At 62.4% G+C, this 23,817-nt stretch carries 18 protein-coding genes and 3 pseudogenes; 5 read left to right on the top strand and 16 right to left on the bottom strand.

The features are described from left to right. Positions 1 to 4: 4 nt before the first annotated feature. Positions 5 to 1,528, top strand: a complete 1,524-nt coding sequence (gene gpmI / locus H7995_RS03930; RefSeq protein WP_057978689.1) for a 2,3-bisphosphoglycerate-independent phosphoglycerate mutase — start codon at positions 5 to 7, stop codon at positions 1,526 to 1,528. 302 nt (positions 1,529 to 1,830) lie between these two features. On the opposite strand, the gene H7995_RS03935 is transcribed toward gpmI, so the two are convergent. Then, positions 1,831 to 2,595, bottom strand: coding sequence for a site-specific integrase (locus tag H7995_RS03935; RefSeq protein WP_235575256.1), 765 nt, complete (start codon positions 2,593 to 2,595; stop codon positions 1,831 to 1,833). 11 nt (positions 2,596 to 2,606) lie between these two features. Beyond that, the gene (locus tag H7995_RS28295; protein WP_206684467.1) at positions 2,607 to 3,254 is read right to left on the bottom strand and encodes a hypothetical protein; all 648 of its coding nucleotides are present in this window, start codon (positions 3,252 to 3,254) and stop codon (positions 2,607 to 2,609) included. 35 nt (positions 3,255 to 3,289) lie between these two features. On the opposite strand from H7995_RS28295, the gene H7995_RS03940 reads away from it, so the two are divergent. Beyond that, a complete protein-coding gene (locus tag H7995_RS03940) occupies positions 3,290 to 3,739 on the top strand; it encodes a VOC family protein (protein WP_041506109.1) in 450 nt (149 codons plus the stop codon). Between the two features lie 306 nt (positions 3,740 to 4,045). On the opposite strand, the pseudogene H7995_RS03945 reads toward H7995_RS03940, so the two are convergent. The 6 genes and pseudogenes from H7995_RS03945 to H7995_RS03970 form a co-directional block, all read right to left on the bottom strand. Further along, positions 4,046 to 4,411, bottom strand: a pseudogene (locus tag H7995_RS03945) (ATP-binding protein); the annotation flags it as partial. A 17-nt stretch (positions 4,412 to 4,428) separates the two neighbouring features. Continuing rightward, positions 4,429 to 4,935 (bottom strand): annotated as a pseudogene (locus H7995_RS03950) (Mu transposase domain-containing protein); the annotation flags it as partial. A gap of 275 nt (positions 4,936 to 5,210) precedes the next feature. Beyond that, positions 5,211 to 6,137 (bottom strand): annotated as a pseudogene (locus tag H7995_RS03955) (MFS transporter); the annotation flags it as partial. Positions 6,138 to 6,248: 111 nt separating this feature from the next. Continuing rightward, positions 6,249 to 7,235, bottom strand: a complete 987-nt coding sequence (locus H7995_RS03960; protein WP_166591705.1) for a sugar kinase — start codon at positions 7,233 to 7,235, stop codon at positions 6,249 to 6,251. Continuing rightward, entirely contained in the window at positions 7,228 to 8,010 is a 783-nt protein-coding gene (locus tag H7995_RS03965; RefSeq protein ID WP_166591706.1) for a sugar phosphate isomerase/epimerase family protein, read from the bottom strand. The genes H7995_RS03960 and H7995_RS03965 overlap by 8 nt, the downstream gene beginning before the upstream one ends. Positions 8,011 to 8,090: 80 nt before the next feature. Next, entirely contained in the window at positions 8,091 to 9,140 is a 1,050-nt protein-coding gene (locus H7995_RS03970; protein WP_166591707.1) for a LacI family DNA-binding transcriptional regulator, read from the bottom strand. A 257-nt stretch (positions 9,141 to 9,397) separates the two neighbouring features. Here H7995_RS03970 and H7995_RS03975 point away from each other — a divergent pair, with 257 nt between their 5' ends. Then, positions 9,398 to 10,459: a fibronectin type III domain-containing protein gene (locus tag H7995_RS03975; RefSeq protein WP_185818021.1), complete on the top strand. Its 1,062-nt coding sequence runs from the start codon at positions 9,398 to 9,400 to the stop codon at positions 10,457 to 10,459. A 4-nt stretch (positions 10,460 to 10,463) separates the two neighbouring features. On the opposite strand, the gene H7995_RS03980 is transcribed toward H7995_RS03975, so the two are convergent. The 3 genes from H7995_RS03980 to H7995_RS03990 all read right to left on the bottom strand — a co-directional run bounded on the left by H7995_RS03980 (position 10,464) and on the right by H7995_RS03990 (position 15,512). Continuing rightward, a complete protein-coding gene (locus tag H7995_RS03980; protein WP_166591709.1) occupies positions 10,464 to 11,105 on the bottom strand; it encodes a DUF1345 domain-containing protein in 642 nt (213 codons plus the stop codon). 134 nt (positions 11,106 to 11,239) lie between these two features. Then, positions 11,240 to 14,338, bottom strand: coding sequence for an efflux RND transporter permease subunit (locus H7995_RS03985; RefSeq protein WP_166591710.1), 3,099 nt, complete (start codon positions 14,336 to 14,338; stop codon positions 11,240 to 11,242). A gap of 16 nt (positions 14,339 to 14,354) precedes the next feature. Beyond that, positions 14,355 to 15,512, bottom strand: a complete 1,158-nt coding sequence (locus H7995_RS03990; protein WP_166591711.1) for an efflux RND transporter periplasmic adaptor subunit — start codon at positions 15,510 to 15,512, stop codon at positions 14,355 to 14,357. Between the two features lie 251 nt (positions 15,513 to 15,763). Between H7995_RS03990 and H7995_RS03995 the strand changes: the two genes are divergently transcribed. Next, complete coding sequence (locus H7995_RS03995; protein ID WP_185818022.1) at positions 15,764 to 16,465, top strand: response regulator; 702 nt, start codon at positions 15,764 to 15,766, stop codon at positions 16,463 to 16,465. Between the two features lie 4 nt (positions 16,466 to 16,469). Further along, a complete protein-coding gene (locus H7995_RS04000) occupies positions 16,470 to 17,771 on the top strand; it encodes an ATP-binding protein (RefSeq protein WP_185818023.1) in 1,302 nt (433 codons plus the stop codon). A 50-nt stretch (positions 17,772 to 17,821) separates the two neighbouring features. On the opposite strand, the gene H7995_RS04005 is transcribed toward H7995_RS04000, so the two are convergent. The 5 genes from H7995_RS04005 to H7995_RS04025 all read right to left on the bottom strand — a co-directional run bounded on the left by H7995_RS04005 (position 17,822) and on the right by H7995_RS04025 (position 23,740). After that, complete coding sequence (locus H7995_RS04005; RefSeq protein WP_166591713.1) at positions 17,822 to 19,216, bottom strand: amidohydrolase family protein; 1,395 nt, start codon at positions 19,214 to 19,216, stop codon at positions 17,822 to 17,824. A gap of 30 nt (positions 19,217 to 19,246) precedes the next feature. After that, the gene (locus H7995_RS04010; RefSeq protein WP_166591714.1) at positions 19,247 to 20,599 is read right to left on the bottom strand and encodes a nucleobase:cation symporter-2 family protein; all 1,353 of its coding nucleotides are present in this window, start codon (positions 20,597 to 20,599) and stop codon (positions 19,247 to 19,249) included. 89 nt (positions 20,600 to 20,688) lie between these two features. Then, entirely contained in the window at positions 20,689 to 21,741 is a 1,053-nt protein-coding gene (locus tag H7995_RS04015; RefSeq protein ID WP_185818024.1) for a CobW family GTP-binding protein, read from the bottom strand. Further along, a complete protein-coding gene (locus H7995_RS04020) occupies positions 21,738 to 22,358 on the bottom strand; it encodes a UbiX family flavin prenyltransferase (RefSeq protein ID WP_166591716.1) in 621 nt (206 codons plus the stop codon). Before H7995_RS04020 ends, H7995_RS04015 begins: the two co-directional genes overlap by 4 nt. Then, positions 22,355 to 23,740: a UbiD family decarboxylase gene (locus H7995_RS04025; protein WP_166591717.1), complete on the bottom strand. Its 1,386-nt coding sequence runs from the start codon at positions 23,738 to 23,740 to the stop codon at positions 22,355 to 22,357. The genes H7995_RS04020 and H7995_RS04025 overlap by 4 nt, the downstream gene beginning before the upstream one ends. Positions 23,741 to 23,817: the final 77 nt, after the last annotated feature.

Genomic DNA, 23,817 nt, shown 5'->3' on the forward strand with positions numbered 1-23,817 from the left:
CACGATGACTACGCGCTCTTTGATTATTCTCGACGGTGTCGGCATTCGTCAGGCGACTGAGTCGAACGCTTTTGCAGCGGCCAGGACACCTACATTCGATGCGTTGCTTGCGCGTTTTGCGAACAGCCAAATCGAAACATCAGGTTTGGCGGTTGGGCTTCCTCAAGGCCAGATGGGGAACTCCGAAGTTGGGCATATGAACCTGGGAGCGGGCCGGGTGGTTTATCAAAGCCTGACCCGGGTTGATAAAGCGCTCGCCGATGGCGAGTTCTCCCGCAACCCCGCGTTGCTGGAATTGATCCAGGGAATAAAGACGCGCGAGGGTGCTGTGCACGTCATGGGTCTGCTTTCTCCTGGCGGTGTTCATGGCCACATCGATCAGATTGTCGCGGCATGCGGTTGCCTGGTTGAGCAGGGTGTCGAAAAAATCTATGTGCATGGCTTCCTGGATGGTCGGGATACTCCGCCCAAGAGTGCGCAGGCATCGCTTGATGCCTTGGAGATTGAGTTCGCTCGCCTGGGCGCTGGACGGATCGTCTCGTTGGTCGGTCGTTACTATGCAATGGACCGCGATAACCGCTGGCCTCGGATTGAATCGGCGTACCGCCTGATTGTTTCAGGGGATGCTGAACATCAAGCGGCAACCGCTTCTGAGGCTTTGTCAGCAGCTTACGAGCGCGGGGAGTCGGACGAGTTCGTCAAGCCGACAACGATTGGGCAACCTGTCAGTGTCGGCCCTGATGACGCGATGATCTTCATGAACTTCCGCCCCGATCGGGCGCGAGAATTGACCCAGGCATTGATCAAACCTGACTTCGACGCGTTTGAGCGGCCTTTTGTGTTGCCCAAGGATCGACTGCTGACGTTGACCCGGTATTCCGAAGAGCTGGACTGCCCCTGTGCGTTCGCTCCAGAGGCGATCAGCAACAGCTTGGGCGAACACCTGGCGAATCTTGGGAAGAAGCAATTACGTATTGCCGAAACCGAGAAGTATGCCCACGTCACGTTCTTCTTCAACGGTGGCCGAGAGCAGCCTTTTGCCGGTGAAGAGCGAATCCTGATTCCTTCGCCTGATGTGGCTTCCTACGATCTCCAGCCTGAGATGAGTGCACCGCTGCTGACGGATCATCTGGTCAACGCCATCGCCGGCGGCACATTCGACCTTATCGTTTGCAACTACGCCAATGGTGACATGGTGGGCCACACCGGCTCTTTTGACGCCGCAGTAAAGGCCGTAGAAGTACTGGATGACTGTCTGCGCCGAGTGGTCGAAGCGACGCTCGCAGCAGGAGGCGAATGTCTGATTACTGCCGACCACGGCAACGTCGAACAAATGCTCGACGTCAAGTCTGGTCAGGCACACACGGCTCACACCTTGAATCCTGTTCCCCTGATTCTGGTCAGTGAGCAGCCTGATCGTTTGGGACTGAAAAACGGCCGGCTGTGCGATATCGCTCCAACTTTGTTGCAGATGCTGAGTTTGCCTATTCCGTCAGAGATGGATGGCAAGTCGCTTCTTACCGTCTGATTGGCTTACAGGTGCCATCAGTGCATCGCCGTACAGACGATTTGATTGGTCTCCTATCGTTGAGGTAATGCGGCTTATCACGACTCGCTCATTTGAGCATGCGGGCATCGCCAATTTTTGGTGATGCCTTTTTTTGGTGCGCCAGGCATGGCGCGTTGCGGAGGTCATGCCGAGATAAAGGAAAATTAGGACATTTGAGTCACAAGGTTATGATTTTATAGCTTTATTTCATGCAAATAAAACACAATATTCGGCCCCTTCTGCTAGGTTTCGTGGATGCATGTAAACCACGTAACCGAGGACTACATTAATGGTTTTCGCCGTAACAACGAGCCGGCGGCATTGTCTTCGAAGGCTCTAGCCTCCTCGATATAGCCATGTACGGTGTCATCGTGCCGCCACCCACCCTGGCGCTTGATTTCCAGAAAGTCCGCCCCGGCACGGTAAGCGCTGGTGGCCAAGCCTCGGCGCAGGCTGTGGCTGCTCATCTGTGGCACATACAACAGTCCCGCGGCTTCGGCACGTGTCGCCAGGATGGTATTGACGCTACCCTCGTGCAGCGCCACCTCGCCGATCACGCCCCAACGACTGACGCGTCGAAACAATGGTCCTTGCTCAATCTGAGCGGCTTCCAACCAGCCCCGTAACACCTTCGTTGGACAGCAGAGGCCGTCGCCATAGGGGATCACGCGCTCCAGTCCCTCGCCCTCTTGATCGGTTTTGGAGCGCGGGAGCGTGATCCGTAGACCTTCCCGTTCCCACTGCAGATCGCGGACCTCCAGCGTGACCAGCTCACTGCGGCGGAAGGCGCCGAAGTACCCCAGCTGTAGCAGCGCGCTGTCACGCAGCGCGGCGAGCCCTTCGAGCGTGTCCAAGTGCGACACGATGAGTTCGAGATCCTCCAGCAGCAGGGCCTTGGCTTTTTGTCGAGGGCGCCCGTTCACTCGCTCAATACCGCGCAAGGTCTTACGCACGGTGGCGCTGGCTGCTGGGTCGGGAAAGCCCTGATAGCGGTGCCATTGAGTCAGCGCGGTCAGGCGCAGGGCCAGGGTCCGCGGGTTAAGCACCTCCGCGAAGGTCAGCAGGTAGCGATGTCGGTATTCACGATCATGACTTTCTTCCAGTTTTTGTTCGGATCGTAAGTGATCACAACAAAGGGATTTTCCCCCCAGTCCTCGTCTGGTCCAGTCACCTTCGATAGAGCTTCTGTTTTTTGCTCGGGAAGCATCTCGCTGGAAACTAGGGTTTCAAAATATGGCCTCCCGCGATGATCGAAGTATTGCTCATTCATCCCCCCTAGGGCGTCCATCTCTTCCATCATGTTCAGAGCGACCATCGCGGGAATTGTCCAGCAACCATTCTTTGTCAGGTAGAAACGGCGATTCGAGCCATCCGACGAATATTTTGTCCGCCAACTCAATGTCCACCAGGAATGATCGACTGATGCACTGGTCCGTTGCTGCAATGCAAGCTTTACCGGAATTCCTTCTATGATTCTCTCCACCTCGAGTCGACGATCATAGGTTGTCGATGGAGTGCGATCGCTCACAGCCCTCTTCACGGAGGCCGCCAAAGAGGCCTGTGCGACTATCCATTGCTCTCGATACTCATCTGCCGCCAGAAGCAACTGGCCCTGATTGTCCTTGGTGGGTGTCTGGAGATTGAGAAATTTTTTGTTGCGACTGTCGAAAGGCGTCGAAGCCGTTCGACTAAATGATGCCGACACATCGAGTCCATCCACGTTGGCAACAGGAGCCCACCATGAGCACCACCCTTACTCCCTACCTCAGCTTCAACGGCAACACTCGCGAGGCCTTTGCATTCTACGAAAAGGCGCTCGGCGCGAAGATCGAAACCATGATGAGCTACGCCGACATGCCTGCGTCCGCCAACCCCGGCGAAGGCTGTGATAGCGGCAGCGCACCCAGTGGGGATGGCATCATGCACGGCTGCCTGGCGCTGCCCGGTGGCGCGATGCTGTTTGCCGGCGACACCCCGCCCGGCATGCCATACGAAGGCGTCAAGGGCGTGATGCTCGCGCTTCAGTACGACACGATCGACAAGGCCCACAGCACCTTCCACGTGCTGTCGCAAGGTGGCCAGGTGACGATGCCGCTGGCACCCGCGTTCTGGGCCAAGACCTTCGGCATGCTGACCGACCGCTTCGGCGTGAGCTGGGCCGTCAACGGCGAACCGGTCGCGTTTAAGTAATTCCGTCGAACCAGGAGAAAGACATGGGCAGGCCAACGAATGGTTGATGCGTTACCTGGTGCACAGACTTTGCCGTAGAGCGCAACATGGTCTTGCATAAGACTGAAGCTCGCCTACATGGGGTCAAGCCGAGATAAGGGAAAACTCATTTGGTCTGCAACTACTTGTCGGAATTGAAAATTCCAGAGACCAGGCGACAGGCGTGCGAGGATAGGTCGAGGTCTGCGCCTATCCTTCAGTGAAACCATTATAGATCAACAGCTTACGGAATAAATGTCCTGATTTTCCTTTATCTCGGCTTAACCCCTTGTGTGCCAGCGCGCAAGCGAGCCAGGTTTTGCCTACGCCAGTGGGGCCGCCGATGATCAAGTTCAGGCCGTCCCGTAACCACTGGCCGCTGCCCAGTTGCAGGATCAGTGACTTGTCCAGACCACGGGGGCTGCGGTAATCGATGTCTTCCAGGCAAGCGTTATGACGCAGTCGGGCCGCTTTTAGGCGGCTGCTCAGGCGCGTGTTTTCACGCTCGGTCAGCTCGCGATCAACCATCAGGCCCAGGCGTTCCTCGAAGCCGAGGCTGGCGATATCCGGCGTGCTGTGTTGCTCGCTCAACGCTTTGATCATGCCGTGCAGTCGCAGGGTTTGTAGTTTGTCGAGGGTTGGATTGGGTAGCATTTTGGTGCTCCTTCAGGTCAGTGGTAGTAGCCGGGGCCGCGCAGGTTGATGTGCTCTTCGGGTAACAGCGGCAGGTTTTGTTGGGCCAGTGGCAGCCGCTCCAGACCTTGGCGAAGGATCGATTCGAGGCTTTTGTAACTGCACGCACCCAGCGCCAGGGCGCGCTGGCAAGCAGCTTCCAGCCGATCTTCGCCATGGTGTTTTCCTAGGCGCAGGATGCCCAGACAGGCACGGAAGCCGTCCCGCGGATGGATCCGGCGTTCGAGGATGTAGGCGATGACACCAGCAGTGTTCGGCCCGGTTTGCTCCGCCCAGCCGATCAGCCGTTGCGGTGTCCATTCGGCGTGTTCGCGGTGGCTCTTGGGCATGTGCTCGGTTTGGGTAGTGTGGCGGCCTTTGTACAGCGAGCGCAGATGGCTGGCCACTCGTTGGTTGGCGTGGAAGCACTCCACCGTTTGCGCCGTCAGGCGCACTTCGAGCTGGTGCTTCACCAGCTGGTACGGCACCGAGTAGTAATCCGCATCGCCACCACAGTCGAGTTGAAAATCCTCTATTGGGAGCGCAACGGGTTTTGCCTTTGGCTCAAGCAGAAATTTTGGGGGTATGTGTCTGGGTGCTCCATCACCTCTAGATCGGTACATGTCATGACCATCGCGCTGAACGCAGTGGCGCCCAGATTATTCCATTTGCGGGGTTCAGTAGAACACGCTCGAAAAACCTAAAAATAGTTACTAAGGTTAAAGCATTGAATTACATTGATAAAATCAAAGCTAACGGTTAATTAGGGTCCAGAATTGTCGGAGGCAATCAGCAACGGTGGCCAGACAAAACGTTTACGTTTCTGCAGTTTGTCCGAGCCCCAGGACACCAGCAGCATGCCGATCACGGCCGCCAGATACGGCAGGGCCGACAGCCAGCCGGCCTCGATCATGTCCATCTGCGCGCCTTGCTTGAGGATCGACGGCAGCCACAACACGAAGCCGTAGACACCGATGCTCCAGCAAAAAAACTGCAAGGCCAGGACGATGACTTTCGGCGAGCGGAAGGCTTCGGCGTAGTTCTTCACCGCCTTGATCCCGACCTGTTCGGCCGCCAGGGCGCTTTCCAGGTGGTGTTTTTCCTGGTCGTTGAGCCATTTGGCCTGCGCCGGACGATCGTCGGCCAGGCGCCACCAGATGAAGGCCCAGAGCACCGCCGGCAAGCCTTCGATGATGAACATCCAGCGCCAGCTGTAATGCTGCACCAGATAGCCGGAGACCACCGACATCCAGAGCATGGTCACCGGGTTGCCGAGGATCAGGAAGGTATTGGCGCGCGAGCGTTCGGCGCGGGTGAACCAATGACACAGATAGATCAGCATCGCCGGCATCACCGCGGCTTCGACGACGCCGAGCATGAAGCGGATGACGATCAGCCAGTAGGCGTTGGAGACCACCCCGGTCAGGGTCGCCAGGCTGCCCCAGAGGATCAGGCTGACAAAGATCAGCTTCTTCACGCTGTTTTTCTGTGCGTAGATCGCGCCGGGGATCTGGAAGAAAAAGTACCCGAGGAAGAACAGCGCACCGAGCAACGACGACAGGCCTGGGGTGATCATCAGATCGGCGGCCATTCCGGAAGCGGCGGCGAAGCCATAGTTGGCGCGGTCCAGATACGCCAGGCTATAGGTGATAAAGACAATGGGCATGATGTACCACCAACGGCGGGCGGCGAGTTTTGGCGTTTGCATGGTAGTGCTCCTGAGCTTGTTGTTTTTGTCGCAGCAGGTATCGGAATCTTCAGTGATCGGGTTGGCCTTATCGTAAGCAGGCCGCAAACGGGCGCTAGCCCCACAGGGTTTCTATGCCCGGCACAAATCCCCAGTGGGAGCGAGCTTGCTCGCGATGGCGGCCTCAAATTCAGCAGACATCTCAAGCCGGGTCGGCAGGCCCTCCATGTCGCCACGGCTCTGCACGGCGCGGCTGCCAATCCAGTTGGCCCGTTGCACCGCGTCGCTGACGCTGTGGCACTCCAGCAATGCGCTGATCAGGCCCACCGCAAAACCATCGCCGGCACCGACGGTATCGACCACCTGCGCCACCGGCACGGCGGCGACAAAGCCCTGGTCCTGCGCCGTGCGGTAGTAGGCACCGTGGGCGCCGAGCTTGATCGCCACGACCTGGGCGCCTTGATCCAGATAGAACGCGGCAATGTCCGCCGGGTCGTCGAAGCCGGTCAGCAGGCGGCCTTCGCCCAGGCCCGGCAACACCCAGTGGGCGAGGGCGGCCAGGCGGTTGATCTCTGTGATCATCTGCTGCTCGCTGGCCCACAACGCCGGGCGCAGATTGGGGTCGAACGACACGGTGCGGCCGGCAGCGCGCATCTGCGTCATCAGCTCCAGAGACAGCTCGCGGGCGGTCGCCGACAGTGCCGGCGGAATGCCGGTGGCATGCAGGTGCCGGGCTTGCAGCAACGGCGTCTGGATCGCCTGGGGCGACAGGTGACTGGCGGCCGAACCCCGGCGGAAGTATTCCACCTGGGGATCGGCGCCGGCTTCCTCGCGGGACTTGAATTGAAAGCCGGTCGGGTGCAACGGATCGACGTCGACCTGGGAGCAGTCCAGGCCTTCACTTTGCAACGTGTCGAGGACAAAGCGCCCCAGGGAGTCAGCGCCGACCCGGCTCAGCCAGGCCACCTTGAAGCCCAGTCGCGACAGGCCGATAGCGACATTGCTGTCGGCCCCGGCAATGCGTTTGTGAAAGTTTGCGACCTGCGCCAGGTCGCCGGTTTGCTCGGCGACCAGCATCGCCATGGTTTCGCCAAACGATAGGATATCGACTTCAGACATGGGCGTGCTCCGGGCCGGGTTGACCCAAGCGGGCGAGGACGGCCACGTGCTCGGTGGTCAGTTGCTGCAGGTCATCGGCCTGTAACGGGTATTCGGCGGCGCGGGAGATGCCCGGTGCCATGTGCGTGAGCAACTGTTCCCACTGCTGCAGGTCGGCGGCGGCCGGCGCAATCGCCACCAGCTTGCTGTCGGCGCGGCGGGTCACCGCCTTGCAATGCACGTAGGCGACATGCCGGCCCAGCAGGCGCGCAGCAGTGGCGGCGCTCTGGTCCTGCCAGGACCAGTTGCCGATATCGAAGGTCATCCGCACCGGCAACACGTGTTGCTCTACCTGCGCGAAAAAACGCTGGAACGGCTCGATGCGTCCGCCGTGCAGGGTCTGGTCGTTTTCCACCAGCAACTGCACCGCGTGCTCGGCCAGGCACGCGGCCAGGCTGTGCAGGTCGTTGGTGTCGGTGAAGTAGCCCAGGGACACCTTGAGCCAACGGGCACCGAAGCTCTCGGCGCGTTTGAGGGTGGCGGCCAGCAACGGGTTGGGCTGGGCGCGACCGGCGACCCACAGTTCCAGCGGCGAGGAAAACACCGCCTCAAGCCCCTGTTGCTCAATGGCGTGGGCCAGTTCCCGCGGGTCTTCGCTGGTCAGCAATTCTTCGCGCCACTCAATCCGCTGGGCGCCGGCCTTGGCCAGGACCTCGACAAATGCCAGTTGGCCCACCTGGCGAACTAGATCGGCGCCGTAGCTGGACAAGCTGATGGAAACAGGTGATTTACTCATTGTTATTGACCTCTGAAACCGGTTTCATTTTTGTTCAAAAAAAATCTGCACACCTGTGTAGCAACTGCCACCTGTAGGGATCAGTGGCGGGTGCCTGAGGATCGTGGTGAACGGGACAATTGCGTCGACCCGCGCACAACCAACTGCGCCGGGTAATCCAGGGTCCGCACGGGGCCGTCGTCGCCGCGCAAGCGTTTGAGCAGGCAGTCGAACGCACTGGCGCCAATGGCTTCGGTCGGCTGGGCGAGGGCGGTGATGCCGCTGCCCACCAGCGGGTACCAGTCCAGATCATCGAGGGCGATCAGGCCGACGTCGGCGAACAAGTCGCAACCCAGTTCACGCAGCGCCCGAGTGGTCGCCAGGGCGGCAATGCCGTTGGCACAGAACAACGCTTTAGGCCCGGGTGCCGGGGCGTCGAGGAAGGCTTGCAGATGGCCACTGAGTTCGACACCGGTCTCGACCACCGCCCCCCGCAGCGCCGGGCGCTGGCCGATTTGCTGCTCAAAGCTGGCAACGCGTTCGATCCGCGAACTGGTGCCGTCATAGGGCTCGCTGACCAACAGCACGTCGCGGTAGCCCTGGTCCTGCAGATGGCTCAAGGCGGTGTGGACGGCGGCCGGGTTATCCAGGCCGACCAAGTCGCTGTGCAATGACTCGACCTTGCGGTCCACCAGCACCATCGGCATCTCGCGGTGCAGTTCGCGCAACAGGTCCGGGTGGTGACCCAGGGTGTTCACGATCAGGCCTTCGATGTTGTACGAGCGCAAGGCTGCCAGGTGCTGGCTTTCCTGCTCGTCATCGCGATCGGTGTTGCACACCACCAGGCTGTAGCCGTGCTGGCGGCAGGCGGTTTCCACGCCATGCATCACGGCAATTGAATAGGGGTTGCGGATATCGGCCACCAGCATGCCGATCAGGCGGGTGCGCCCGCGTTTCAGGCCGCGGGCCATCTGGTTCGGGCGGTAACCCAACTCGTCGATCGCCTGCTCGATGCGCAAGGCAATGGCATCGGACAGCAAGGCGCGGTCTTCGCCGATGAAGCGTGACACGCTGGCCTTGGATACCCCGGCGCGTTCGGCGACATCGAGCATGGTCACGCGGCTGCGTTGGGCGGCAGAAAAACTATTCACGGCGACGACCTTATTATTGGAGTTATCGGCAGCAGCGTCGGTTAGCCCTCGCTGAAACCGGTTTCAGGAGACACCAAAAGCCTTTGGGTCGTCAAGCGCGAAAATGCGGGTTTCGAAAAAAGTTGATCAAGCGCGTGCGCCATCGTCTGGATCACGGGTTGGGCACAAAGGCAACTGGCAGATCTGTCAGGTACGCAACAGGTCGGTTTGGTCAGACACTGTGCGACACAAGGTTAACGCGCACAGGAGCTTCAATCATGATCTGCAGTCCCGGTGGAATACAAGGAGAACGAACCAGCCCCACAACCGCGCGCCTGACGTGGGATGAGCCCTACACTCAGTGTGTGTATTGCCCCTATAACGCCTCGGGTTATGAGGTCATGGCCGAGGGGCTTGCGACCCTTACCGTGAGCCGCCCACCGTGTGTCATCAACGGATTGAACCCTAATCAAGAGTACTTTTTTTATCTCTATGCCAAGGCGGCGGGCAACATCCGCTCCAACCCGAGTCGGGCTCGCATAGGGCTGTATGTGCCGGATCGCACGCCACCGAGCAAGCCAACGCAGTTACGCACTGAAAGTGTGGCGAGTAAGAGGGTCAACCTGGCGTGGATGGCGTCGGTCGACAATGGAGGGGTCGTTGAGTATCAGGTTTTCTGTGACGGGAAACTGATGGGCAGTACTGATAGCACTCGTTATACGGTCGCCAATCTGAATGATATGACGACTTATATTTTCATGGTGCGGGCGAGGGATCCCGATGGAAACTATGCCGATTCCGACCCCTTGACGGTCTCCACCCCAGATTGGACAGCCCCTTCCACGCCTGGAAACTTGAGGGCGAGCGCTATCACCAACAACTCCGTCGTCCTTGAGTGGAACGCCTCGCAAGACAATGTCGGAGTGAGTGGGTATGAGCTGCGTAATGGCAGTTGGCTGCTTGATACGGTCAGGGATACTCGCTATCAGGTTGCAGGGTTGAGCAGTAACACCAATTACAGCTTTTCGGTGATCGCCCTGGATGCTGCCGGTAATCGCTCGGATGGAACCGTGATCTGGGTAACCACATCCGCCGAGAGCAACGCACCGACTGAACTCAGATTGTTCCGTCAACTGGGCCGGGGTGACCTGACCTGGAGGCCACCGGTACAAAGTGGTGGTGTCACCGGGTACCAAGTATTCCTGGATGGAACCTTTCTCCGTGAACTGAGCGATACGTTTATCAGCCTCTACAATTTGACGCCCGGCACTGAACACCTGTTTGAGGTGCGTGCCATACGCAATGGTGTGCTCTCGGATCCCGCTTCGATCCGTGGTTGATCGCTCAGCCAAACAGTCCCGCCGCGATATTGATCGAAAACCCCAATATCGCGGTGTTGAATACAAAACCAATCAACGACTGGGCCAGGACAATTTTGCGCAGACCTCGGCTGGCCACGCCGACATCGGCGGTTTGCACGGCCACGCCAATGGTGAAGGAGAAGTACAGAAAGTCCCAATAGTCGGGGGTTCGCAGGCCTTCGGCAAAGCGCAGCGGCGGTTCCTTGCCTTCCCAGGTGTAGAACAGGCGGGCGTAGTGCACGCTGAAAATGGTGCCGATCAGCAGCCAGGAGCCGATCACGGTCAGGCCGGTAAAGCCGTAGCGCAGGAGCTTTTGAGTGGCATGCGTGTCGCCGATTCCCGCCAGTTCGAAGGTAATGGCGGCGAGGCTGGCAATCGCGGCAATGCAGACGATGAGCAGCACCAGCCCGGCATTTTCGTCTTCGACCTCGGCGATGCGTTTGACGTCATCGGCCTTGGCGCGGACAGTGAGCCACAGCATCAGGGCCAGGTAGGTCCAGACGCCGGCATTCCAGCCAATGAGGATGTTGCTGATGAAGGAGTCGGCGGGAGCCAGAATACCTGCCGTGATGCCAATCAGGCTGGCACAGGTGAGGCGAGGGTGGGTGCGCACGAGGTGGGGCATGGGGGCTCACTGCAATGGGACTTGAAAGAACCATAGCGCAGCGCAGCCCGTTGTGGCCATAAAGGTGAGCCTGATGAAGCCCTGTGGGAGAGCGAGCGGAGCACCGCCCGACCCGCCCCCACAGGTGAGGTTGCTCAGATGTCCTTGTGACGCTTGCGCACCAGTTTCATCACCACCACAAAAAACACCGGCACAAACACCACCGCCAACGTTGCGGTGATCATCCCGCCGATTACCCCGGTGCCAATCGCTTGCTGGCTCGCCGAGCTGGCGCCGGTGGCAATGGCCAGGGGCACCACGCCGAGGATGAACGCCAGGGAGGTCATGATGATCGGCCGCAGGCGCAAGCGCGCAGCTTGCAGCGTGGCATCGATCAGGTCGTGGCCTTCGTCGTACAGGCTCTTGGCGAATTCGATGATCAGGATCGCGTTCTTCGCCGACAGGCCGATGATGGTGATCAAGCCGACCTTGAAGAACACGTCGTTGGGCATGCCGCGCAAGGTCACCGCCAGTACCGCCCCCAATACCCCCAGGGGCACCACCAGCAGCACCGAGGTGGGGATCGACCAGCTCTCATATAACGCCGCCAGGCAGAGGAACACGATCAGCAACGACAGGCCCAGCAGGATCGGTGCCTGACTGCCCGACAAGCGTTCCTGCAACGACAGCCCGGTCCATTCCTGGCCCAGCCCGGCAGGCCCCAGGGCCACCAGGCGCTCGATCTCCGCCATGGCCTGGCCGGTGCTGTGGCCGGGGCTCGGTTCACCGGAAATGCTCACGGCTGGGTAGCCGTTGTAGCGGGTCAACTGGGTCGGGCCCTGGGTCCAATCGGCCCGGGTGAAGGCCGACAGCGGCACCATACTCCCACTGCTGTTGCGCACATGGATCTTGAGCAGGTCTTCGACCTGGCTGCGACGATCGCCCTCGGCCTGCACCACCACCCGCTGCATCCGTCCCTGGTTGGGGAAGTCGTTGATGTAGCTTGAGCCGACCGCCGTGGACAATACGCTACCGATGTCGGCAAACGATACGCCCAGGGCATTGGCCTGCTTGCGGTCGACGATCAGTTGCACCTGCGGCGCTTCGGCCAGGGCGCTTTCGCGCACATTGGCCAGGATCGGGCTTTTTTCGGCGGCGTCCAGCAAGGCCGTGCGCGCTTGCATCAACGCGCTGTGCCCCAGGCCGCCACGGTCTTGCAGGCGGAACTCGAAACCGCTGGAAGTGCCCAGCCCATCCACCGGCGGCGGCAGCACCGAGTAAGCGACCGCGTCCTTGATCTGGCTGAAGGCAATGTTGGCGCGCTCGGCAATCGAGTCCGCCGAGTCATCGCTGCCGCGCTGCGACCAATCCTTCAGGGTACTGAAGGCCAGCGCTGCGTTCTGCCCGCTGCCGGAGAAACTGAAGCCGAGGATCACCGTACTGTCGCCGATCCCCGCTTCGGTGGCGTTGTGCGCCTCGATCTGTTGCACCACCTGCACCGTTCGGTTCTTGCTGGCGCCCGGCGGCAGTTGAATGTCAGTGATGGTGTAGCCCTGGTCTTCGGTGGGCAGGAACGAGGAGGGCAGGCGACTGAACAGTACGCCGAGCGCCACCAGCAACACACCGTAAATCAGCAGGTAGCGGCCGCTGCGTTTCAGCGCATAGGCCACCCAACCCTGATACCGATCGGTGAACTGCTCGAAGCGTCGGTTGAACCAGCCGAAGAACCCCGTCCGGGCATGCAGCTCGCCCTTGGCGACCGGCTTGAGCAGGGTCGCGCAGAGGGCCGGGGTCAGGGTCAGGGCGAGGAACGCCGAGAACAGGATCGAGGTGGCCATCGACAGTGAGAACTGCTGGTAGATCACCCCCACCGAACCCTGCATGAACGCCATCGGGATAAACACCGCCACCAGCACCAGGGTGATACCGATGATCGCCCCGGTGATCTGGCTCATGGCCTTGCGGGTCGCTTCCTTGGGCGACAGACCCTCTTCGGCCATGATCCGTTCGACGTTCTCCACCACCACGATGGCATCGTCCACCAGGATACCGATGGCCAGCACCATGCCGAACATGGTCAGCACGTTGATCGAAAAACCCAGCGCCAGCATGGTGGCGAAGGTGCCCATCAGCGCCACCGGCACCACCAGCGTCGGGATCAGCGTGTAGCGGATGTTCTGCAGGAACAGGTACATCACCGCGAACACCAGCAGCATTGCCTCGCCCAGGGTGTAGACCACCTTGGTGATCGAGACTTTGACGAAGGGCGAGGTGTCGTAGGGAATCTTGTATTCGACGCCGGCCGGGAAGTAGCGGGCCAGTTCGTCCATCTTCTCGCGCACCAGGGTGGCGGTGTTCAGTGCATTGGCGCCGGGGGCCAGTTGCACACCGACCGCGGTGGAGGGCTTGCCGTTGAGGCGGGTGGCGAACTGGTATTCCTGGCTGCCGATCTCGACCCGCGCCACATCGCCGACGCGCACGGTGGAGCCGTCCGGGTTGGCCTTGAGCACGATGTCGGCGAACTCTTCGGGCGTCGACAGTTGCCCCTTGACCAGCACGGTGGCGGTGATTTCCTGGCTGTTGTGGGTCGGCAAGTCGCCGATGCTGCCCGCTGACACCTGGGCGTTCTGCGCGACGATCGCGGCGTTGACGTCCGCCGGGGTCAGATTGAAGCCGATCAGCTTCTGCGGGTCGATCCAGATCCGCATCGCCCGTTCGGCGCCGTACAACGAAGCCTTGCCGACCCCGTCCAGGCGCTTGATCTCGTTCATCACGTTGCGCGCCAGATAATCGCTGAGCGCCACGTCATCGAGCTTGCCGTCACTTGAGGTCAGGGTGATCAGCAGCAGGAAGCCGGAAGACACCTTCTCCACCGACAAGCCTTGCTGAATCACCGCTTGCGGCAGGCGCGACTCCACCACCTTCAGGCGGTTCTGCACATCGACCTGGGCCAGTTCCGGGTTGGTGCCTGGCTTGAAGGTGGCCTTGATGGTGGCCGAACCGAGGCTGCTCTGGGATTCGAAATACAGCAGATGGTCGGCGCCGTTGAGCTCTTCCTCGATCAGGCTGACCACACTTTCGTCGACGGTTTGTGCCGAGGCACCCGGATACACGGCGTAGATCTCGATCTGTGGCGGCGCCACATCCGGGTACTGGGCCACCGGCAACTGCGGGATGGCCAGGGCACCGGCCAACAGGATGAACAGCGCAACCACCCAGGCGAACACCGGGCGGTCAATAAAGAAATGCGGCATAAAATCTGCGTCCTGCCTACTGCCCGGTGACCAGGGCGTGCGGAAGAGGGGTGGCGTCGATGGCTACTTTGTCGCCGGGACGGGCGTGCTGCAGACCTTCGATGACAATGCGGTCGCCGGGCTTGAGGCCGGCGCTGACGATCCAGCGGTCCTGTTGCACCTGGCCCAGTTGCACGGCTTGCTGGCTGACCCGGTCCTCGCTGTCGAGCAGCAACACCTGGGCAATGCCGGCGCTGTCACGCTGGATCGCCCGTTGCGGCACGCTGATGCCTTGCTGGTTCACCGCTTGCTCCAGGCGCACGCGAATGAAGCTGCCGGGGAGCAGGTCGAGGTCAGGGTTGGGGAATTCGCTGCGCACAATGATCTGGCCGGTGCCGGGGTCGACACTGATCTCCGAGAACAGCAGCTTGCCCGGCAACGGGTAGTGGCTGCCGTCGTCCTGGATCAGCGTGGCCTTGGCCTGGTCCTGGCCGACCTGCTGCATCTGCCCGGCGCGGAAGGCGCGGCGCAGTTCGTTGAGCTCGCGGGTCGACTGGGTCAGGTCGGCGTGGATCGGGTCCAGTTGCTGGATCAGCGCCAGGGGCGTGCTTTCGTTCTGGCCGACCAGTGCGCCTTCGGTCACCAGTGCGCGACCGATGCGCCCGGAAATCGGTGCGGTCACCGTGGCGTAACCCAGGTTCAGCCGGGCACGGGCCACGGCGGCCTGGTTGGCGGCGACGTCGGCATTGGCCTGCAGCGTGGCGGCACGGGCGTTGTCGTACTCCTGGGCGCTGATGGCCTGGTCGTTGATCAACTGGGCGTAGCGTTTTTCCTGCAAACGCGCCTGGAACGCATTGGCCTGGGCCTTGCGCAACGCCGCGTCGGCGCTGTCGAGGTCGGCCTTGAACGGCGCCGGGTCGATGCGAAACAGCACCTGGCCCTGTTTCACGTCGCTGCCTTCGCGAAAGGCGCGTTGCAGCACCACCCCAGCGACCCGGGCGCGTACTTCGGCGATGCGCGGCGCGGCGATCCGCCCGCTCAGCTCGCTGCTGATCGACAGGGGACGCGCTTCGATGGTTTCGATGCGCACGCTGGCCAGCGGCTCGGCCTCCTCAAAGGTGGAAGACTTGTCGCAGGCGCTCAGCATCAATGCCAGTGCAATCAGGCTGAGCGGTGCAAGCAGGTTCTTGGACATGTAAATACCCCAATAATGACCCGGGCATGCTACGGGCAGCCGGCTAGGGTAGCGGTGAAGCTTTGTAGTGGCTGTGTGAAATTGTGTGAAGGTTTTGCTCAGGCGCGCGTGAGGGCGTATATCCTTGACTTCTTTTGTGTCTGTTCAGCCGCCTTCGCGGGCAAGCCCGCTCCCACCTGCCACACCCTGTGGGAGCGGGCTTGCCCGCGATGGAACCGGTCCAGACGCCATCGCTATTTCTGGAAACACCCATGCCCAACATCCTCCTGGTCGAAGACGATTCTGCGCTCTCCGAACTGATTGCCAGCTACCTCGAACGCAATGGCTATCAGGTCAACGTGATCAGCCGTGGCGATCAGGTGCGCGAGCGGGCGCGGGTCAGCCCGCCGGACCTGGTGATCCTCGACCTGATGCTGCCTGGGCTCGATGGCCTGCAGGTGTGCCGCCTCTTGCGCGCTGACTCGGCAAGCCTGCCAATCCTGATGCTGACCGCCCGCGACGACAGCCACGATCAGGTGCTGGGCCTGGAAATGGGCGCCGACGACTACGTCACCAAACCCTGCGAGCCCCGGGTCTTGCTGGCGCGGGTGCGCACCTTGCTGCGGCGCAGCAGCCTCAACGAACCGCAAAGCGCCAGCGACCGGATCCTCATGGGCAACCTGTGCATCGACCTGTCGGAACGCACCGTGACCTGGCGCGAACAGCCGGTGGAACTGTCCAGCGGTGAATACAACCTGCTGGTGGTCCTGGCCCGACATGCCGGCGAAGTGCTGAGCCGCGACCAGATCCTGCAACGCCTGCGCGGCATCGAGTTCAATGGCACCGATCGCTCGGTGGACGTGGCGATCTCCAAGCTGCGGCGCAAGTTCGATGACCACGCCGGCGAAGCGCGCAAGATCAAGACAGTGTGGGGCAAGGGCTATCTGTTCAGCCGTTCCGAGTGGGAATGCTGACGCCATGCTACGTATTCTGGTGCGCCTGTACCTGATCACCATCGTCACCTTCAGTGCGGCGATCTACCTGGTGCCAGACCTGGTGGTCAGGGTCTTTCACGAGCGCTTTTCCAGCTACAACCTGGACCACTCCCGGGGTGTGCAGAGCCTGCTGGTCAAGCAGTTTCAGGGGGTGCCGAGCGCTCAATGGCCGGCGCTCGCCGCTGAGCTGGATCAACAATTCAGCCCGTTGCAGATCGCCGTGGTACCGATCAGCGACGCGGGTTTCACCACTCACGAACGCGAGCGTCTGCAGCGCGGTGACATGGCGGTGCGCACGGGCGACTGGGGCTGGCGCACGCTGGCCGCGGCGCCATTGAATGAGACGCAGGCGGTCAAGCTGGTGGTGCCGCCGGATCCGCTGGACGTCAGCCTGCTTTACTGGGGCATCAATGTGCTGATCGGCGCGGCGCTGCTCGCCTGCCTGCTGGTCTGGCTGCGTCCTCACTGGCGCGATCTGGAGCGCCTGCGCAACACCGCCGAACGGTTCGGCAAAGGCCACTTGAGCGAACGCACGCAGATCGCTGCCAGCTCCAACATCGGCAGCCTGGCCCACGTCTTCGACACCATGGCCGGGGACATCGAGAACCTGCTGAACCAGCAGCGCGACCTGCTCAACGCGGTGTCCCATGAACTGCGCACGCCCTTGACCCGCCTGGACTTCGGCCTGGCCCTGGCGCTGTCCGATGACCTGCCGGCCGCCAGCCGCGAGCGCCTGCAAGGCCTGGTGGCGCACATTCGTGAACTGGACGAGTTGGTCCTTGAGTTGCTGTCCTACAGCCGCCTGCAGAACCCGGCACGTTTGCCGGAGCAGGTCGAGGTGGCACTGGACGAGTTCATCGACAGCATCCTGGGCAGCGTCGATGAAGAGCTCGACTCCCCGGAAATCGTGATCGACGTGCTGCTGCACGGCCATTTCGAACGCTTCAGCCTCGACCCGCGCCTGACCGCCCGGGCCATCCAGAACCTGCTGCGCAACGCCATGCGTTATTGCGAGAAGCGCATCCAGATTGGTGTGCAGGTGCAGCCCGAGGGGTGTGAAATCTGGGTCGACGATGACGGCATCGGCATCCCCGACGACGAGCGCGAGCGGATTTTCGAGCCGTTCTACCGCCTCGATCGCAGCCGTGACCGCGCCACCGGCGGCTTTGGCCTGGGCCTGGCCATCAGCCGCCGCGCCCTGGAAGCCCAGGGCGGCACCCTTACCGTCGAGGCGTCGCCGCTGGGCGGGGCGCGGTTCCGGTTGTGGTTGCCGACCTCGGCCTGACCACCGGGCGGTCGGTGGTCAGGTAGTCCAGCGCCATCAGGAAGGACGGTTCACCCTTCGATCACCTCCTGCAGCAACTGCTGCACGCCCTCATGGGCTTCGGCGCGCAGTTGTTCCAGGTCCAGCCCCGGGATCACTCCGTTGTCCACTACCAGGCGGCCGCCGACCAGGCTGTAACGCACCGTAATCGGTTCGCCCGCCACCACCGGGGCCACGGCGAGGTCGTGGAAGCCGAGGAAGCGTGGGTGATCCAGGCCGTACAGCACCAGGTCGGCGGCTTGCCCGACCTGCAAGGTGCCGACGGCACCCAGCCCCAATACCTGCGCGCCGCCGGCCGTGCCCCAGTGGATCACTTCTTCGGCGGTGGTGGCCGCTGCGCCCTGGGCGGCGCGGTGGATCAGCCAGGCGGTGTGGGCTTCGCCGACCATGCTTCCGGATTCATTGGACGCCACGCCGTCGACGCCCAGGGAGATCGGCACGCCGGCCGCTGCCATGGCCGGCACCGGGGCGATACCGCTGCCCAGGCGGGCGTTGCTGACCGGGCAGTGGGAAATCCCGGTGCCGGTTTGCGCCAGCAGGCGGATTTCCGAGGGCTGCAGATGCACCGCATGGGCGAACCACACGTCGGGGCCGAGCCACTCGTTTTCGGCGACGAACTCCACCGGCAGGCAATTGTATTGCTCGCGGCAGAAGTTCACGTAGTGCTGGGTCTCGGACAAATGGGTGTGCAAGCGCAAGCCCATGCCACGGGCGGTGTGGGCCAGTTCGCGGAGCAGGGTGGGCGGCAGCGAGAAGGTCGGGGTCGTCGGCGCCACCACCACCCGGCGCATGGCATCCGGGCTGTCCTGGTGGTAGCGCGATTTCAGCCGCTCGATGTCGCCGACCATCTGTTCGAGGCTTTCCGGTTGCAGCGCGGTTTTCGAGAACCCGGGGTGGGCCGTGGCCGACTCCAGCGCGCCCCCCCGGCACAGCACGAAGCGCATGCCGAACGCCTCGGCGATGTCGAACAGCTGGTCGCCGCTCTCGGTGCTGCCATGGGCGTGATACAGGTAGTGGTGGTCGGCGCAGGTGGTCACCCCCGACAGCAGCAACTCGGCCATGCCCAGGCGTGCGGCGATGCGCGTCAGGTGTGGGGTAAAGCGGTTCAGGCGCGGGTAGGGGACGCTGGCCAGCCAGCCTTGCAGGTCCTGGTTGATCCCGGCCGGGACGGCCTTGAGCAGGTTCTGGAACAGATGATGGTGGGTGTTGACCCACCCGGGGTAGACCACACAGTGGCGCGCGTCGATCAGCCGTTCGCCCGGTTGCGGGCTGAGGTTGGCGGCCATCTCGCTAATGCGCCCGTCGACGATGCGGATGTCGACAGCGCCCGCGCGGGCGTGCTCGCCCCGGCGGCCGGTCATCACCGCCGTCGGGTTCTTGATCAGGATGTTCTGGGTATGAGTCATGGACTTCTCCAAGGCAGAAAGAAACGCCAATCAAAGGCTGTGGGTCGCGGCTTCTTTGGTCGCGGCCGGGCTGCTGACGCCGTTGAGCGCGGCGTTGAGCAGTACCGACACCAGGCAGGCGATCACCACGCTGCTGTGCAGGAACGGCTGGCTCCACTCGGGCAGTTGCTTGAACAGCGCCGGGGCCAGTACCGGGACCAGTGCGGCGGCGATGGTGAAGCCGACGATCAGCACGTTGTAGCGATTGCGCTCGTAATCGACCTTGGCCAGGGTCTGGATTCCCGCTGCCGCGACCACACCGAACATGGCGATCCCGGCACCGCCGAGGGCGGCGGTGGGCATCGAGGCGATGATGGCGCCGGCCTTGGGCACCAGCGCCACCGCGCACATCAGCAGGCCGCTGACGGCCACCACCCAGCGGCTGCGCACCCCGGTGAGGATCACCAGGCCGACGTTTTCCATGAAGGCAATGAACGGAAAGGCCGCGAACATGCCGGCGATGGTGCTGGCCAGGCCGTTGGCGCGCAGGCCGTTGACCACCTGTTGGTCTTCCACCGGCTTGTCGACGATGTCACCGATGGCGACAAACAGGCCCATGGATTCGACCATCTGCACGATCATCACCACCACCATGGTGGCGATCGGGATGATGCCGAAGGTCGGCAGGCCAAAATAGAAGGGATAAGGCACGGTGAGCCAGGGCGACTCCTGCACGCTATGGAAGTTGCCCATGCCCAGCCCATAGGCCAGCGCCGCGCCCACCAGCATGCCGATCAGCACCGCCATGTTGCGCAGCATCGGCCCGGCGTAGCGGTTCACCAGCAGGATGGTCGCCAGCACCACGGCGGCCACGGCCAGGTAGGCGGGTGCACCGAAATCACTGGCATGGCGCCCGCCGCCAATCCATTCGTAGGCAATCGGGAACAGCTGTAAACCGATCACGGTGACGATGCAGCCCGTCACCACCGGCGGGAAGAAGCGACGCAATCGGCCCACAAAGGGCGCGGCGAGGATAGTAAAGATCCCCGCGCCGATCACCGCCCCGCAGACCCCGGCAAAACCCACCTCGGGGTTGGTGCCAATGGCGATGACCGGGCCGACGCTGCTGAACGCGACACCTTGGAGAATCGGGAGGCGCACGCCGAACTTCCAGAAACCGACGGTTTGCAGGAGGGTGGCGATGCCGGAGCAAAACAGCGTGGTGCTGATCAGCACCACGGTTTGTGCCTGGGTCATTTTCAACGCACTGGCGACAATCAACGGCACGGCAATGGCGCCGATGTACGAGACGGCCATGTGTTGCAGGCCCAGGGTAAGCATCTGGCGGACCGGCAGGATCTGGTCCACCGGGTGAATGGCGCGAATCACGGAATCTGAAGACATGGTGAATCCTCTGGCTGTTTTTATGCTGTAGAGAGGGGTACCCGTTCAGTCTGTCCAGAGCCGCCATCCACCGGCTCCAGCGTCTGTTGCTAGCCTGCCAGGCAGGCGGCGAAACCTTGGTTCAGCGCCGCCCGATCCAGGTCGCGGCCAATGAACACAATCTTGCTGGAGCGCGGTTCACTGCCCCACGGGGTCGATGCACGAAACTCCACCAGGCTGTGCACCCCCTGCAGGACATAGCGCTGGTCCTGGTCCTGGACCGCCAGCACACCTTTCATGCGGTAGAGGGAGTCGGCCTGGTCATCGCGCAACTGGCTGATCCAGCGATGGAAGGCCAGCAGGTTGACCGCGCCGTTCACGGCAATGCCCACCGACGACACGCTGGGGTCGTGATCGTGGGCCAGTTCGTCATGCTCGTGGGCGTGCGCGTGTGGATCGGCGTGGTGGTCATGTTCGGCACCGATCTCCATGAGTTTCTGGGTGGCTTCAAAGGCACCGATGCCAAGGATCCTCGACAGGTCGATCTGTGCGTAGCTGCTGGTCACCAGCTCGGCGGTCGCATTGAGGCCGCGGATTTTGCCGCGCAGCGACTCGACTTCAGCCGGCGTCACCAGGTCGACCTTGTTGATGACGATGCGGTCGGCGCAGACGATCTGGTCCACGGCCTGATTGTCGACGCCGTCCAGTTGCAGGTCTTCCAGGTGCTGGGCGACGTGCTTGGCATCGACCATGGTGACAATGGCGTCGAGTTCCACTTCAGCGGCGATCGGGTCGTTGATGAAAAAACTCTGGGCCACCGGGTACGGGTCGGCCAGGCCGCTGGTCTCGATCAGAATGTGGTCCAGGCGCACCGGGCGTGCCACCAGTTCGCGGACGATGCGCACCAGGTCCTCGCGGACCTCGGCGGTGCAGCACACGCAGCCATTGACCATCTCGTAGATTTCTTCGGTTTCCGAGCTGAGCACCAGGTCGCCGTCGATCCCGACTTCGCCGAACTCGTTTTCGATCACGGCGATTTTGCGGCCGTGGTTTTCCTTGAGGATGTAGTTGAGCAGGGTGGTTTTTCCGGCGCCGAGAAAGCCGGTAAGGATGGTCACCGGAATCTTGCGGTTGGGCGTTGGTGCATTGAATGGACTGTTCATAGGAGCTCCTTGGGGGTCGCAAAAGGGCGGGCTGGATCTTGGCTGGCGGGGGTGGGTTCACCCCAGCGCAAGGCGGTGCCGGCATCGAGGCCAAACAGGTCGAGGACCCGGCCCAGGCTGTGGTCGATCATCTGTGAGAGGTTCTGCGGCCTGGCATAAAACGCCGGCACCGGGGGAGCGATGATCCCGCCCATCTCGGTCACGGCCGTCATGTTGCGCAGGTGCGCCAGGGTCAGCGGGGTCTCGCGGGCCATCAGCACCAGGGTGCGGCGCTCTTTCAAGGTGACATCGGCGGCGCGGCTGATCAGGCTCGAGGAGGTGCCCGTGGCAATTTCCGCCAGGGTGCGCATCGAACAGGGCGCGACCACCATGCCCAGGCAACGGAACGAGCCACTGGCGATCCCGGCCGCGACGTCGTCGCAGCGGTGGTAATGGCTGGCCAGGGCGCTGACGTCGGCCAGCTTGTAGTCGGTCTCATGGGCCATGGTCAGCAGTGCCGCGCGGCTGATCACCAGGTGGGTTTCGACCCGCAGTTCGGCGAGCAACTGCAGCAGGCGGACCCCATAGACAAACCCCGAGGCGCCGCTGATGCCCACCACCAGGCGTTGCGGGGTCATGAGTGCAGGCCCTGGAGCAGGTCCCGGGCACGGGCCTGGACCGCCTCGCTCAATTGCGCGCGAATGCCTTCGAACCCCGAGCCGCGGGTGGCGTCCAGGCCCATGCGCGAGGTGGTGCCGTTGACCGAGGAGGATGGGTCGAGCGGGCTGCCGGGCAAGCCGTCGATGACGAACAGGTCCTGATGGGGCTGAAAGTGCGTGGCCAGGGCCCAGAGCACCTGGCTGTCGTCACTGATGTCGATGTCGCTGTCCACCGCAATCACGCTTTTGAGGTAGGGGTCCCAGCCCAGCAGGGCGAGCATGATCTGCCGGGCCTCGCCGTCGCGGCTCTGGTCCAGGGCCACGTAGCAATGGAAATGGGTGCCGGAGTTGGGGTAGTGCACGCCAGTCACCGCCGGGAAGCGTGCCTTGAGCTTTTCGCTCATCTCGGCTTCGCGGGGCAGGCGGGCCAGGGTCAGGTGTTCGGCGTAGCGCCCGCCGACCACATCCACCAGCCAGGCGTCCTTGCGCCGCATCAGGGTGTCGACCCGCAGCACGTTGTTGGTCGAGCGGTCCGAGGAGTAACCGCTGAACTCACCGAAGGGGCCTTCTTCGGCGTAGGCCGTGGGGTCGATGGCGCCTTCGAGGACGAATTCGGCGCAGGCCGGCACGCCGATGCCGTAGCGTGGCGTCTTGACCAGTTCCAGCGGGGCGCCGAACAGTCCGCCGGCCACCGCTCGCTCGTCGCTGCCAAACGGCAGGCGCGCGGCGGCGGCGAGCATGAACAGCGGATGGGCGCCGACCACCATGGCCACGGGCAACTCCTCGCCGCGCTCGCGGGCCGCTTGCAGCATGCGCCACAGGTGCCCGCGCGAATGCAGGCTGGTGGCCAGGGCCTGGCGGGCGTGCTTCATCGAGCGGTGGTAGCTCATGTTGGCGATACCGGTCACCGGGTCCTGGGCAATGATCACGGCGTTGGTGATGTAGGGCCCACGGTCGCTGTCGAAGTGCTTGAGCATGGGCAGCAGCGCCAGGTCGACGGCTTCGCCTTCGAAGATTTCATCGAGCACCGGGCCGGTTTCCAGGTAGCGCGGTGCGATGGGCTGGTTGGCGCGGGTCTGGAACGTTTCGTGCAGCTGCGCCGGGGTGACGCCGAACATCCGCGCGATACGGATGCGTGAGGCAAACAGGTTGGTCACCACCGGCACGCCCAGGGCGCCAACCTGCGAGCAGATCAGCAAGGGGTGGCGGCCCTGGACGGCCAGCGCGTCGACCAGGGCGGTGACGTCCTGGTCGGCCGACAGTGGTGCGTCGATGCTCAGCACATCGTCCGGGAACTGGCGGCGATAGGCGTCGATGAAATCGTGGAAATCCTGGGTCTGGCCAAGCGTGTAGAGGGACATGGTTTCACCTCATGGAGTCAATTCTGGTCACTCAATAAAACCTAAGCCAGGCACATTCCCTGTGGGAGCGAGTAGCT

The organism is Pseudomonas kielensis, from assembly GCF_014236655.1.
Classification (GTDB): Bacteria; Pseudomonadota; Gammaproteobacteria; order Pseudomonadales; family Pseudomonadaceae; genus Aquipseudomonas; species Aquipseudomonas kielensis.